This is a genomic window from Nocardia ninae NBRC 108245, from assembly GCF_007990755.1.
Classification (GTDB): Bacteria; Actinomycetota; Actinomycetes; order Mycobacteriales; family Mycobacteriaceae; genus Nocardia; species Nocardia ninae.
The window spans coordinates 1-12,237 of sequence record NZ_BJXA01000001.1 but is presented as its reverse complement, the minus strand read 5'-3'; the positions used below and the strand labels follow the sequence as shown (position 1 = coordinate 12,237).

Genomic DNA, 12,237 nt, shown 5'->3' with positions numbered 1-12,237 from the left:
CACCGTCATGGCCCGTTTCACGGGAAGATCCGTCATCGTCACCGGCGCCGCGCAGGGCATCGGCGCCGCCTATGCCGCCGCGCTGGCCGCCGAGGGCGCGAAAGTTGTTGTCGCCGACAAGAATGACGAGGGCGGGCAGGCGACGGTGGAGAAGATCACCGCCGACGGCGGCACCGCGCTGTTCGGCATGGTCGACGTGTCCGATCCCGAATCCGCTACTGCCCTGGCCGAACTGACGGTCGCCGAGTTCGGCGGCATCGACCACCTCGTCAACAACGCCGCCATCTACGGCGAGATGAAGCTCAACCTGCTGCTCACCGTGCCGTGGGACTACTACAAGAAGTTCATGAGCGTGAACATGGACGGCGCGCTGAACATGACCCGCGCCGTCTGGCCGCACATGCGCAAGACCGGTGGATCGATCGTCAACCAATCCTCCACCGCCGCTTGGACATACTCCAGCTTCTACGGCTTGGCCAAGGTCGGCGTCAACGGCCTGACCCAGCAGCTCGCCTTCGAGCTCGGCGGCTCGAACATCCGGATCAACGCCATCGCACCGGGTCCCATCGACACCGACGCGACCAAGACGGTGACACCCGCGGCCATCGTGGCGGACATGGTGAACCGGTTGCCGCTCAAGCGAATGGGCACGCCGGCCGACCTGGTCGGCGCGTGCCTGTATCTGCTGTCCGACGAAGCAGGCTGGGTCACCGGGCAGATCTTCAATGTCGACGGCGGACAGGTTTTCCGTTCATGACCGACACTCGGCTGGGCTTCATCGGACTCGGTGCCATGGGTGCGCCGATGGCCAAGCGACTGCTGAATTGGCCGGGCGGGCTGACGGTCTGCGATGTGCGCGCCGACGCGGTGCTGCCGTACACCGAGGCCGGAGCCGGAGCCGCTACCTCACCGGCCGAGCTCGCCGAGCGGGCCTCGGTCATCTCCATCGCCGTGGTCGACGACGTACAAGTGCGCGACGTTATCACCGGCCCCGAAGGACTACTGCGCAGCGCCGCTCCCGGCACCGTGGTGGCGGTGCACTCGACGATCAGCGACCGCACCGCCGAACAGCTCGCGACCGAATGCGCCATGCACGGTGCCGAATTCGTCGACGCACCGGTCAGCGGCGGCGCACCGGGCGCGAAGAAGGGCAGGCTCGCGGTCATGGTCGGCGGCAGCGACGCGGCCTACGAACGAATCCGCGCACCCTTCGAGTGTTTCGCCGATCTGATCGTGCACGCAGGCCCGGTCGGCGCGGGCACGCGAATGAAGCTGGCCCGCAACCTGGTCCACTTCGTCGCGTTCACCGCCACCACCGAGGCACAGCGGCTGGCCGAGGCCGCCGGACTCGACCTCACGGTCCTCGGCAAGGTGGTGCGGCACTCCGACGCCGTCACCGGCGGCCCCGGCGCCATCATGCTGCGCGACCGCACCGCGCCCATCGAGGAGGGCGACTTCTGGCTGCCGATCCTGCGGCACGTGCGCGATCTCGGCGAGAAGGACCTCGGTCTCGCGCTCGAACTCGCTGCCCGGCTCGACATCCCACTCCCCCTGGCCGAACTCGCGCTCGACCGGCTCGGGCTCGGGCTCGGCGTCGGCACATCCGAAAGGCAATCCTCATGAGCGACAACGGTTCCGCCGACTCCGTGCGCCAGCGCGGCCTGGCCAAGATGGCCGAGGTGTACGGCACCGAGTTCCAGGACTACCCCGGCAGCCACTTCGCGGTCACCGCCGACCACCTTTTCGCCGACATCTGGTCGCGTCCCGCGCTGTCCATCCGGGACCGGCGGCTGTTGCTGCTCGGCGCGCTCACCGCGCAAGGCGCCATAGACACCGCCGGCATCCAGATCGGCGCCGCGCTGCGCAACGAGGAGCTCACCGAGGAGCAACTGCACGAGATCGCGGTCTTCCTCTGCCACTACGTCGGTTGGCCGAACGGCACCAAACTGGACCTGTTGGTGGGCACCATAGTGGCGCAACAAAAGAAGGCCGCCCGCAAGCAGGAAGCCGACCGCACCGAGTGAAGGACCCGAAACATGTCTGATGCCAACACCCTTCGGCCGCTACGCGCGAGCAGCGTCACCGAGTGGGACCTGCACGCCGATGTAGTCGTGGCCGGTTACGGCATCGCCGGGGTATGCGCCGCAATCGAAGCCGCCCGCGCGGGCGCCGAGGTGCTGATCCTGGAACGCACCGGCGGCTGGGGCGGCGCGGCCGCGATGGCGGGCGGCTTCATCTACCTCGGCGGCGGCACCCCGCTGCAACAGGCCCTCGGCTTCGAGGACACCCCGGAGAACATGGAGACCTTCCTACTCGCGGCGCTCGGCCCCGGGGTGGACAAGGCCAAGATCGCCGACTACTCGCGCGGCAGCGTCGAGCACTACAACTGGCTCGTCTCGTGCGGTGTGCCGTTCCGCGAGGCCTTCTGGGGTGAGCCGGGCTGGGAGCCGCCGCACGACGAGGGCCTGATGTACTCCGGCGGCGAGAACGCGGCCCCGTTCAACGCGATCGCGAAACCGGCTCCGCGCGGCCATGTTCCGCAGTTCGCCGACAAGAAGATCGGACGTAAGAGCGGCGGCTACATGCTGATGAAGCCGCTGGCCGAGACCGCCGAAGCACTCGGTGTCGCCGTCGAATACGACCTGCGGATCGGCCGGCTGGTGGTGGACGACGACGATCGCGTGGTCGGCGTGCTCGCCAAACGCTACGGCAAAGACGTCGCCATCCGCGCCGACCGCGGAATCGTCTTGGCCACCGGCAGTTTCGCTTACCACCAGCAGATGATCGAGGGCTACGCGCCACGCCTGATCGGCAGGCCCGCCGCCGCGATCGAGGAGCACGACGGCATCGGCATCCGGCTCGCGCAGGCCCTCGGGGCGGAGCTGGCGCACATGGACGCGACCGAGGTCGCCTTCTTCGGCGACCCGCAGCTGATGGCGCGCGGCATCCTGGTGAACGGGCGCGGCCAGCGGTTCATCGCCGAGGACACCTACCCGGGCCGGATCGGCCAGGCGGCGCTGATCCAGCAGGAGAACCAGGCCTTCCTGGTCATCGATGAGGCGTCCTACGAGGCCGGGCTGGCCACCGAGACCGCCACCCCGTTCTTCCGGCAGCCACCCACCTGGGCCGCCGAGACGGTCGCGGAACTGGAGTCCGACATGGGCCTGCCGACGCTGGCCTTGCAGGCCACCGTCGACTGCTACAACCTGCACGCCGCCGACGGCAAGGACCCGCTGCTGGGCAAGAAGCCGGAATGGGTGCGGCCGCTGCAAGGTTCGCTGGCCGCGTTCGACATGCGCGGGTACACGGCGGGTTTCACCCTGGGCGGCCTGCGCACCGACCTGGACTCCCGGGTGCTGCACGTCTCCGGCGAGCCGATCCCGGGCCTGTTCGCCGCGGGGCGCTGCACCTCCGGGCTGTGCGCGGGCGGGTACGTGAGCGGGGCTTCGCTGGGTGACGGCAGTTTCTACGGCCGCAGGGCGGGCATCGCCGCGGCGAAGAACTGACCTGCCCGTAGTAGTATCCAGACACATGTCCGAATCCGATCCCGTCATCGTCGAGGCGACCCGCCGCAGGCTCTCCGGCAAGCAGGCCGACACCGTCGACAAGCTCACCAGGTCGGCGGTGGAAGTGCTTGCCCGCGAAGGGTTCGCGGGGATGACGATCCGGTTGGTCGCCGCGGCGGCGGGCGTCGGCACCGCCACCGCCTACACCTACTTCTCCTCGAAGGAACACCTGGTCGCCGAGATCTTCTGGCGGCGTTTGGTTTCCGCGCCGTCACCGGCCAGCCAGGACCCCGACCCGACGGTCCGGGTCGTCGCCGAGCTGCGCGATATCGCGATGCTGGTCGCCGACGAGCAGGAGCTCTCCGGCGCGGTCACCAGCGCGCTGCTGGGCCGCGACCCCGACGTGGTGCATCTGCGCGGTCGCATCGGGACCGAGATCCGCAAACGGATCATGCGGGCGCTCGGCCCCGACGCGGACCCGGATGTCGTCGAATCACTGGAGTTGCTCTACGCGGGCGCGCTGGTGCGCGCGGGCATGGGTTACGCGTCCTATTCGGAGATCGCCGATCGAATCGAGAAGTCCGCGTTGCTCATCCTGAAGTAACCGAGGCGACCGGCAGTTCCGTCAGTCCGAACGCGACCATCTGACGCAAGGGATCGTGGTAGCTGACCCACTCGGCGATCTTGCCGTCGCGGAACCGGAAGACGTTCACGTAGTCGTTGCGGTAGGGCCTGCCGGTCGCGCGAACGACCATGTCGCCCTTCGACTCGACCAGGAACTGGTCCGGGTCCAGCATCGGCTCGATCTTGCTCGCCCACATCGCGTAGGGCTCGTACCGGTCGACCGCCGTCCGGGTGGCCCGGATCTCGTCCTTACCGTCGGCGTGGTCCGGGAAGCCCGGCAGCTGGTACGGAATCGACATGTGGATGTCGTCGGTGCACAACGCCAGGAAACCTTCGAAATCCTTGGCCGAGCTGAGCCGGAAGAACTCCTCGATCATCGCGACTTTACGCGCGCGGTCCTCGTCCACCATATCCATCACGCCTTCCAAGAGAGTGGAACCGAATGGTATGTACCGAGGCTAACAATATGCACGACCGATCGTTCGTTTTGTGACCGGTCTCACCGCCCGCCGGCCACATCGATGAACGAGCCGGTGACATACGACGCCCGCTCGGACAACAGCCAGACAATAGCTTCAGCGACCTCCTCCGGTCGGCCGCCTCGACGCATCGGCAGGCTCGGCGCGACGCGGTCGACGCGGCCCGGTTCGCCACCTTGGGCGTGCATGTCCGTGTGGATGAAGCCGGGGCGCACCGCGTTCACTCGAATACCCTCCGCCGCGACCTCGACGGAGAGTCCGCGGGTGAACGTATCCAGGGCGCCCTTGCTCGCGGCGTAGTCGACGTACTCCCCCGCCGAACCCAGCCGGGCCGCGGCCGAGGACACATTGACGATCGCGCCGCCCAGGCCGCCGTGCGCGGTGGACATGCGCTGGACGGCGTATCTAGCGCACAGTATCGGGGCGACGACATTGACGGTCATTACGCGATGCAGCCGTTCGGCGTCGAGTTCGACTACCCGGCACTGCGTTTCGAGCGTCGCCGCGTTGTTGACCAAGCCGGTGAGCGTACCGAGCTCGGCATCGACAGTACGGAACAACGCCTCGATGTCGGCGGGGTCGCTCATGTCGGCACGCACCACGAGCGCGCTGCCGCCTTCCGCGGCGATGTCGGCGACCACCGCCTCCGCCGCGGCAGTGTCCGCCCGATAGGTCAGGCAGACGCGGTGGCCCGCGCCCGCGAGCAGCCGGGCCGTTGCCGCGCCGATACCGCGGCTACCACCGGTGACGATCACTGTTCCCGCGTCCACTGTCGCGCTACCTCCATACTCGGTGACTTGTGTCCGGTTGTGCCGAAAGCGAACCATCGGCACACCTGATCCTCGTATCTTTGCCGTAGGCAGCGCAGATCGGAGTGGGACAGTGCAACCAGGTGGGCTTACCGCGGACTACGTGATCGTCGGCGCCGGATCCGCGGGCGCCGTGCTGGCGAACCGGCTCAGTGCCGATCCGAATACGTCGGTGGTGCTGCTGGAGGCGGGCCCACCGGACAAGAACAAGTTCGCCCATATTCCCGCCGGGTTCGCGAAACTGTTTCGCACCGAGGTGGATTGGGACTATCTCACCGAGCCGCAGCCCGAGCTGAAGAATCGGCAGATCTATTGGCCGCGCGGCAAGATGCTCGGCGGTTCCTCGTCGATGAACGCGATGATGTGGGTGCGTGGCTTCCGCGCCGACTACGACGAGTGGGGCTTGCTGGCGGGCGAGGAGTGGGGCTTCGCGGCCGCGGTCGAGCAGTTCCGCCGGATCGAAAACGTCCAGGACGCACAGTATCCGGACGAGGGCGCCAACGGTCCGCTGCACATCTCCCGGCAACGCAGTCCGCGCGCCTTGACCGCCGCCTATCTGACCGCGGTGCGGGAGGCGGGTTTCGAGGTCGAGCCGCCCAATCGGCCGGAGCCGGAAGGCTTCAGCGAGACCATGGTCACCCAGCACGGCGGCAGGCGGTGGAGCACCGCGGACGGCTACCTGCGGCCCGCGATGCGGCGGCCGAACCTGACCGTCCGCACCGAGGCGCCCGCCACCCGGGTGCTGTTCGAGGGGACCCGCGCGGTCGGCGTCGAATACCACCAGGGCGGCGGCCCGCACACGGTCACCGCCCGCCGCGAGGTGGTGCTCTGCGGTGGCGCGATCAACAGCCCGCAGCTGCTGATGCTCTCGGGCATCGGCGACCGAGACGAGCTGGCGCGCCAGGGTATTCGCGCGCTGCGGCACGTGCCCGAGGTCGGCGCCAACCTACAGGATCACCTCGTCACCGGGATCGGCTACGGCGTCGCCGCCGACTCGCTGTTCGGCGCCGAGAAGCCGCGCCAACTGCTCGACTACCTGCTGCGCCATCGCGGCATGCTCACCTCCAACGTCGGTGAGGCCTACGGATTCATCCGCAGCAATCCCGAACTGGACCTGCCCGACCTGGAGCTGATCTTCGCGCCTGCGCCGTTCTACTACGAGGGCCTGGTGGACCCGACCGAACACGGCGTCATCCTGGCGACCGTGCTGCTGCGCCCGCACAGCCGCGGCCGAATCACCCTCGCCGCCCCGGATCCGGCCGCCAAGCCGGTGATCGACCCGCGCTACCTGTCCGACAGCGCGGGTGCCGACCGGGCCGCCCTCATGTCCGGCCTGCGCACCTGCGCCGAGATCGCCGCCACCCCGGCCATGAAAGCCGTACTGGGCCCGATCATCTACCCGCCGCAGGCCCCCGCCGAGCTCGAAGCCACCCTCGAACTCGCGCTCAACGGCTACTCGCACACCCTCTATCACCCGGTCGGCACCTGCCGGATGGGCACCGACCCGGCCAGCGTCGTCACCCCGCGCCTGGAAGTGCGTGGCGTACAAGGCCTTCGCGTCGCCGATGCCTCCGTCATGCCGCTGCTCATCCGCGGCCACACGCACGCCCCCGCGGTGTTCATCGGCGAGCAGGCGGCGAAGTTCATCCAGCAGGGCTAGGCGCCGGTCAGGCGAGCACGAACAGAACCGCCGACGCGGCCGCCAGTGCCAGATACGGCATGGGGTAGGCGAGGTCGCCGTACCCGCGGGCGCGGAGGATGGTGATGATCGCGCCGATGAAGTAGAGGACCAGGCAGATCGCGGCGGCCAGCCCCAGCGACGGAATGGCCAGACCGACGAGCAGGCCGACGGCGCCTGCCACCTTGATCACGGCCAACGGCATCAGCGTCCACTCCGGGATGCCGTAGCTACGCATGTTGTCGCGCACCCATTGAGCACGGAAGACATCGACGCCGGACGCGATCAGCACGGCGGCCGCGGCGACGATGGTGACGATGACATAAGCGGTGGACATGGGTAACACCCTCCTGGTGTGTGCTGCGACCGGTCTGCGATCGTGGTGTGGCGCCTCGACGGCGCCGCACCGGAACCACCGGGCGCGGTGGGATCCGTCAACCATCTGACGGAGGGCGGAACGGAAAGGTGACCGATGCGGGCGCAGGACATGCTGGCGCGGCAATTCGAGACCCATCGCGACCATCTCCGCGCCGTCGCGTATCGGATGCTCGGGTCGCTCAGCGAGGCCGACGACGCCGTGCAGGAGGCATGGCTGCGGCTGGCCCGCCAGGACAGCGACGAGGTGGCGAACCTGGCAGGCTGGCTCACCACGGTGGTGTCGCGGATCTGCCTGGACATGCTGCGGTCACGGGCCGCACGGCGCGAGGAACCCGTCGACCTGCTCGCCGAACTCGGCGACGCCGCCTACGACAGCGACCCGGAACACGAAGCGGTGCTGATCGATTCGGTCGGCCGGGCGCTGCTCGTGGTGCTGGACACGCTGGGCCCCGACGAGCGGGTGGCGTTCGTGCTGCACGATCTGTTCGCCGTGCCGTTCGATCAGATCGCGCCGATCGTCGGGCGGAGCACCGCGACCACGAAGAAACTCGCCAGCCGCGCGCGTCAGCGGGCTCAGGGCGAAACCACCGCCACCGCAGCCGAACTCGCTGAGCAACGTCATGTGGTCGAGGCTTTCCTGACCGCCGCCCGCGGTGGCGATCTCGACGCGCTCCTCGCGGTGCTCGCCCCCGATGTGGTCCGCGTCGCCGATCCGGCCGCGCTGCCCGCAGGCCTGTCGGCCGTGGTGCGCGGCGCTGCGGCGGTGGCGAAGGAAACCGTACTGCTGCAACGTCGTTCGCAGGTGGCGGCGCTGGCGCTGGTGAACGGCGCGGTCGGCATCCTGGTCGCCCCGCGCGGCAAGTTGCTACTCGCCCTCGCGGTTACGGTGCGCGACGGTCGGGTCGCGGGGTACGAGGTGATCGCCGATCCGGCTCGCCTGCGCGAACTCGATATCGCAGTACTGGTGTAAAAAACCGTCCGAAGAGGTTTCAATAAATCAAACGACCAGTTCAATAGCCCCAACACGCTGTGACGGCGCACAAGGACCGACCGACCAGTCTGCAAGCCGCACACAGAACCTTGCGAATCGGTCCATCGCCGGAATAGAACGTTTAGTGTGAATGCGCCGCACAGTTATATTTCGGGGGCGGAAGGAGTCGTCAATGTCGATCGGCAACTCGGCCCGGCAGAGCCTGACGCTCGCCGGCAAGCCGATGTCGTCCCCGCTCAAGGACGTTCGCGCGTTGTCGCGCCAGATGGTCGGGCACTTCGTCGAAAACGTCATCCCCTGCGGGACCCTGCCCGCGGACGCGATCTCCGGCGACGTCACCACCATCACCCGGGTCTGCCTCGAGTTCGCGGTGAGCATGCTCGACGGCCAGGACATCCCGGGTAAGTTGCAGCGCTTACAGGACGCCGCAGCAGGCTGGGCGCGCGAGGGCGTGCCCATCGACACCATCCACCACTCCATCCACGAGGGCTTCAAGATGGGGCTGGACCTGGTGGTGTCCGACGCGTCCATCAAGGATTTCGACAGCCTGGTCGACGGCGCCAAGATGGTGCTGGAGATGCTGGACATGATCAGCTCGGCGATCTCGGTGGCCTACATCAAGGAACTGCGCTCGGTGGTCAGCGAGCACCACACCGCCGTGCACACGCTCACCTCCGCGCTGCTCGGCGGGCACAGCACCTCCACCATGGCGCGCGAATGCGGGATCGCCATCGCGGCCTCGTACTCCGTACTGGCCGTGGCGATTCCGCCGCATCGCGACGAACACAATCCGATGCTGGACAGCCAGGTGGTCGCGCGCCGCAAACTCAGACGGGTGCAGGCCGAACTGGCCACCCGCTGCGGGGACAGCGCGCTGTCGCTGCTCAGCGTCGACGGCGGCACGATACTCATTCCGTCGCCCACCTTCGACAACGCCGGCTATGACGCCCTGGTGACCCAGCTGTCGCACGCCGCCCAGGTCGGCATCACCGCGACCATGGTCGAGGCCACGCCCGAGCAGATCCCCAACGCCGCCGACCAGGCGCACGAACTGCTCGACATGGTGCAGCGGCTCGAAGCGGTGGCCGGGCTGTACCGGTTCGACGAGCTCGCGCTCGAATACCAGCTCACCCGCCCGGGTCCGGGCCGCGAGTACCTCGGGCAGCTGCTGGACCCGCTCGACGAACACCCCGAGCTACTGGAAACCCTGCAGCGCCATATCGCCAACAACCTCAACCGGCAGCGCACCGCGCGAGTTCTGCACGTGCACACCAACACCGTGGACTATCGCCTCAAGCGGATCGGTCAGCTCACCGGCTTCGACCCGTCCCAACCGTCCGGCCTGTGGTATCTGCGCTCGGCGTTGGTCGCCCGCAGCTATCGCACGACGTAACATCGGCCGCGAAAGGCGCTGCGGCATAACGTGTCATGCCGAGCGCGGAGCCGACGACGACGCGCCGGCTCGCCGGACCGGACGATCCGGCATCGCGCCCCTCGAACCGCTCGGCGACCAGCGCGTCCACCGACGCGCTCAGCCATGGCAGCCGCTCATCCAGCACGGCGGTCGAACGACCGGAGTACAGCAGCAGATCGACCGGGCGGGTCAACCCTGCTCGCCACGTGTTGATTCCGTCGATGAGGGCACATAGCGCCACAGGCCGGTCGGTCGGCTCGCCGCCGCAGATCGTGACGCCGTCGATCCGGTCGGCGGGCAACTCGCGCAGCCAGTCGAGTACCGCTTCGACGCCGCAGCGGGTCGATTCGTCGAACACCCACGTGTGTCCGGCGAGACAGTCGCGGCAGAAGATCCGGCAGCCGGGCAGCCATACCTCCGCGCGAACTCCATAACCGATGTCCACCACCGGAAATCGCAGCCGCGACACCAGCATCGCGGCGCTGTCCGGGTGCCGACTCGAGTGCACGTCCTTCTCCCCTGTTCATGCCGACGGGCACTCCCGTGGCCTCATCCAGTGAGTCTCGTGGCACCGGTGCCCACTGTCTGTCCACTGAACACTCGACACCTAGGTCCATGATCCGGGACCACGCGGCCGTCATTCGCGCCTCGGCGAAGTCAAAATAGGTAATTCGGAGCAAATTCTGGAATTAATGTGCGCGCCTCGCGCACGTCGACTGATGTCCGATCCGCATGTGAAAATGCGGAATTCGAACCAGCATAAGCCGGGGCGCCGAAAACAGCGACGCATCATCGGCGGTACGGTCGCTGATCGCCACTGCCACAACCTGTTTCACCTGGTTTCACACGAACCGACCGGTCGATATCAGATTACGTTGTACGACTTGCAATGCCGGACCAGCATTCGCTCCCGCCAATCGACCCCCCGCCACCGAGGGCGAAATCCGAATAGCCGAACGGATTCACTTGGAACTTTCGGGACCGAGTGATTTAATGCCATTCATGGTGCTCCGTCGACTCCTCACAATGGCGGGCGTCGCCGTCACCGATCTGCCGGGCCCCTACGCGACACCGGGAACCGTACGCCGAATCGGCATCGTCGAAGACCACCAGGCGGTCGCAGTCGGCCTGGCCGCGATCCTGTCCGACCAACCCGATCTCACCGTCGTGGCGATCGCGCAGACGGTGCCCGCACTCTTGGAGCGGACCACCGATCTCGACCTGGCCGTGCTGGACCTGCGGCTGCCCGACGGCTCCAGCCCGCGCGCGAATGTCGAACTGCTACATAGTCTCGACATTCCCTGCCTGGTCTACACCACCGGCGACTGGCGGGACCTGATCCGCTCGGCCGCCCGCGCCGGCGTGCTCGGTGTCGCGCTGAAAAGCGATCCGGCCGAGCGCACCACCGCGATGATCCGGGCGGCCGCCTCCGGCAGGCAGGTCGCGACGATGGCCTGGGCCTCGGCCATCGACAGCGACCCGGCGCTGACCAACATCGATCTGCCGCCGCGGCAGCGAGACGTGCTGGAGCACTACGCGAACGGTGAGACCGCCGCCGCGGTGGCGCACAAGCTCGGCCTCTCCGAACACACGGTCAACGACTACCTGAGCCGGATCCGCCGGCGGTATGCCGAGGCAGGCAGGCCGGTCCGCTCGCGCGTGGACCTGTACCGCGAGGCCGAGCGGGACGGCTTCCTCGGCGGCGATCCCCGGCCCCGATGATAGAAACGGCCGCGCTACGGCGCAGCGCCGAATCCCGACTCGTCCGTGGCGCAAGCCTGTTCGTCGGTTTTGGGGGCATCTTCTACGCCGCCCTGACCACGCCCACCGCGCTGGCTCAGTCCGCGCTCGCGGCGCCGTGGTGGACACCGTTCGCGCTCACCGCGATCTATCTGCCCACCGTGGGCATTGTGGTCGCCGCGGCGCGCTGGCGCTTCGATCTGCTCCGTTACGCGGTCCTGGCTTTCGCGCTCGGCTACCTGCTCGCCGCGCTGAGTTGGCTGCTGGTGCGCGCCGATGCCCTCGTGCCCGCCGAGAAGTCATTGTGGATCACCTGGATTCCGGGGCTGCCCGCGCTGGCACTCTGTATCTTCTGGCGGCTCATGCCCTTCGGCTATCTCACCGTTGCGGCGATGCTCGCTCAGATCGCCGCGGCGTACGCCCGAGGACCGGGCGCGGGCAACCCGATCGTGCCGGAAATGCTGTTCGCCGTGGCCTATTCGGCGCTGCCCTGTGCCGCGTGCGTGGTGCTGGTGCGGGTCGGGCGCACGCTGGACCGGACCTCGCACGCCGTCCGCGCCAAGGCCACCGCCACCGCGATGAGCGACTCGATCGGCGGCCTCAGCATCGGCGACAACG

Annotated in this window: 13 protein-coding genes and 1 pseudogene; 10 read left to right on the top strand and 4 right to left on the bottom strand. The window is 68.0% G+C overall.

All coding sequences use genetic code 11. The features are described 5' to 3' along the window. Positions 1-7 precede the first annotated feature (7 nt). The 5 genes from NN4_RS00070 to NN4_RS00050 are packed head-to-tail and all read left to right on the top strand — an operon-like array spanning position 8 to position 4,110. On the top strand, positions 8-757 hold the full coding sequence (locus NN4_RS00070) for an SDR family oxidoreductase (protein ID WP_147127864.1): 750 nt from the start codon (positions 8-10) through the stop codon (positions 755-757). Further along, a complete protein-coding gene (locus tag NN4_RS00065; RefSeq protein WP_147127863.1) occupies positions 754-1,623 on the top strand; it encodes an NAD(P)-dependent oxidoreductase in 870 nt (289 codons plus the stop codon). Before NN4_RS00070 ends, NN4_RS00065 begins: the two co-directional genes overlap by 4 nt. Then, positions 1,620-2,024, top strand: coding sequence for a carboxymuconolactone decarboxylase family protein (locus NN4_RS00060; RefSeq protein ID WP_107656542.1), 405 nt, complete (start codon positions 1,620-1,622; stop codon positions 2,022-2,024). The genes NN4_RS00065 and NN4_RS00060 overlap by 4 nt, the downstream gene beginning before the upstream one ends. 12 nt (positions 2,025-2,036) lie before the next feature. Beyond that, positions 2,037-3,506: an FAD-dependent oxidoreductase gene (locus tag NN4_RS00055; protein WP_147127861.1), complete on the top strand. Its 1,470-nt coding sequence runs from the start codon at positions 2,037-2,039 to the stop codon at positions 3,504-3,506. A 25-nt stretch (positions 3,507-3,531) separates the two neighbouring features. Continuing rightward, a complete protein-coding gene (locus NN4_RS00050; RefSeq protein ID WP_147127860.1) occupies positions 3,532-4,110 on the top strand; it encodes a TetR family transcriptional regulator in 579 nt (192 codons plus the stop codon). On the opposite strand, the gene NN4_RS00045 is transcribed toward NN4_RS00050, so the two are convergent. Both NN4_RS00045 and NN4_RS00040 read right to left on the bottom strand, forming a co-directional pair. Further along, a complete protein-coding gene (locus NN4_RS00045; RefSeq protein WP_147127858.1) occupies positions 4,097-4,546 on the bottom strand; it encodes a nuclear transport factor 2 family protein in 450 nt (149 codons plus the stop codon). The two genes, NN4_RS00050 and NN4_RS00045, sit on opposite strands and share 14 nt — an antisense overlap. Before the next feature lie 83 nt (positions 4,547-4,629). Then, on the bottom strand, positions 4,630-5,379 hold the full coding sequence (locus tag NN4_RS00040; protein ID WP_222594915.1) for an SDR family oxidoreductase: 750 nt from the start codon (positions 5,377-5,379) through the stop codon (positions 4,630-4,632). A 112-nt stretch (positions 5,380-5,491) separates the two neighbouring features. On the opposite strand from NN4_RS00040, the gene NN4_RS00035 reads away from it, so the two are divergent. Then, positions 5,492-7,078, top strand: a complete 1,587-nt coding sequence (locus NN4_RS00035) for a GMC family oxidoreductase (protein WP_186818178.1) — start codon at positions 5,492-5,494, stop codon at positions 7,076-7,078. A gap of 7 nt (positions 7,079-7,085) precedes the next feature. Here the strand turns inward: NN4_RS00035 and NN4_RS00030 are convergent, their stop codons facing one another. Beyond that, positions 7,086-7,433 (bottom strand): DoxX family protein, encoded by a 348-nt coding sequence (locus NN4_RS00030; protein ID WP_147127855.1) that lies wholly within the window; start codon positions 7,431-7,433, stop codon positions 7,086-7,088. Between the two features lie 135 nt (positions 7,434-7,568). On the opposite strand from NN4_RS00030, the gene NN4_RS00025 reads away from it, so the two are divergent. Then, positions 7,569-8,444 carry a sigma-70 family RNA polymerase sigma factor gene (locus NN4_RS00025; RefSeq protein ID WP_147127853.1) on the top strand — a complete coding sequence of 292 codons (876 nt, stop codon included), beginning with the start codon at positions 7,569-7,571 and terminating at the stop codon, positions 8,442-8,444. A gap of 193 nt (positions 8,445-8,637) precedes the next feature. Further along, positions 8,638-9,858, top strand: coding sequence for a PucR family transcriptional regulator (locus tag NN4_RS00020; RefSeq protein ID WP_147127851.1), 1,221 nt, complete (start codon positions 8,638-8,640; stop codon positions 9,856-9,858). On the opposite strand, the gene NN4_RS00015 is transcribed toward NN4_RS00020, so the two are convergent. Further along, a complete protein-coding gene (locus tag NN4_RS00015) occupies positions 9,776-10,354 on the bottom strand; it encodes a 4Fe-4S cluster-binding domain-containing protein (protein WP_246180654.1) in 579 nt (192 codons plus the stop codon). The two genes, NN4_RS00020 and NN4_RS00015, sit on opposite strands and share 83 nt — an antisense overlap. A 551-nt stretch (positions 10,355-10,905) precedes the next feature. Between NN4_RS00015 and NN4_RS00010 the strand changes: the two genes are divergently transcribed. Together NN4_RS00010 and NN4_RS00005 are read left to right on the top strand one after the other, a co-directional pair. Next, positions 10,906-11,601 (top strand): response regulator transcription factor, encoded by a 696-nt coding sequence (locus NN4_RS00010; RefSeq protein ID WP_147128178.1) that lies wholly within the window; start codon positions 10,906-10,908, stop codon positions 11,599-11,601. Beyond that, positions 11,598-12,237: pseudogene (locus tag NN4_RS00005) on the top strand (sensor histidine kinase); the annotation flags it as partial. The gene NN4_RS00010 and the pseudogene NN4_RS00005, both read left to right, overlap by 4 nt.

Excerpts from the sequence above, each read along its gene's own strand:
- NN4_RS00055 (WP_147127861.1), top strand. The coding sequence starts at position 2,037 with ATGTCTGATGCCAACACCCTTCGGCCGCTACGCGCGAGCAGCGTCACC.
- NN4_RS00020 (WP_147127851.1), top strand. The coding sequence starts at position 8,638 with ATGTCGATCGGCAACTCGGCCCGGCAGAGCCTGACGCTCGCCGGCAAG.
- NN4_RS00025 (WP_147127853.1), top strand. The coding sequence starts at position 7,569 with ATGCGGGCGCAGGACATGCTGGCGCGGCAATTCGAGACCCATCGCGAC.
- NN4_RS00010 (WP_147128178.1), top strand. The coding sequence starts at position 10,906 with ATGGCGGGCGTCGCCGTCACCGATCTGCCGGGCCCCTACGCGACACCG.
- NN4_RS00060 (WP_107656542.1), top strand. The coding sequence starts at position 1,620 with ATGAGCGACAACGGTTCCGCCGACTCCGTGCGCCAGCGCGGCCTGGCC.
- NN4_RS00030 (WP_147127855.1), bottom strand. The coding sequence starts at position 7,433 with ATGTCCACCGCTTATGTCATCGTCACCATCGTCGCCGCGGCCGCCGTG.
- NN4_RS00050 (WP_147127860.1), top strand. The coding sequence starts at position 3,532 with ATGTCCGAATCCGATCCCGTCATCGTCGAGGCGACCCGCCGCAGGCTC.
- NN4_RS00065 (WP_147127863.1), top strand. The coding sequence starts at position 754 with ATGACCGACACTCGGCTGGGCTTCATCGGACTCGGTGCCATGGGTGCG.
- NN4_RS00015 (WP_246180654.1), bottom strand. The coding sequence starts at position 10,354 with ATGCTGGTGTCGCGGCTGCGATTTCCGGTGGTGGACATCGGTTATGGA.
- NN4_RS00045 (WP_147127858.1), bottom strand. The coding sequence starts at position 4,546 with ATGGATATGGTGGACGAGGACCGCGCGCGTAAAGTCGCGATGATCGAG.
- NN4_RS00070 (WP_147127864.1), top strand. The coding sequence starts at position 8 with ATGGCCCGTTTCACGGGAAGATCCGTCATCGTCACCGGCGCCGCGCAG.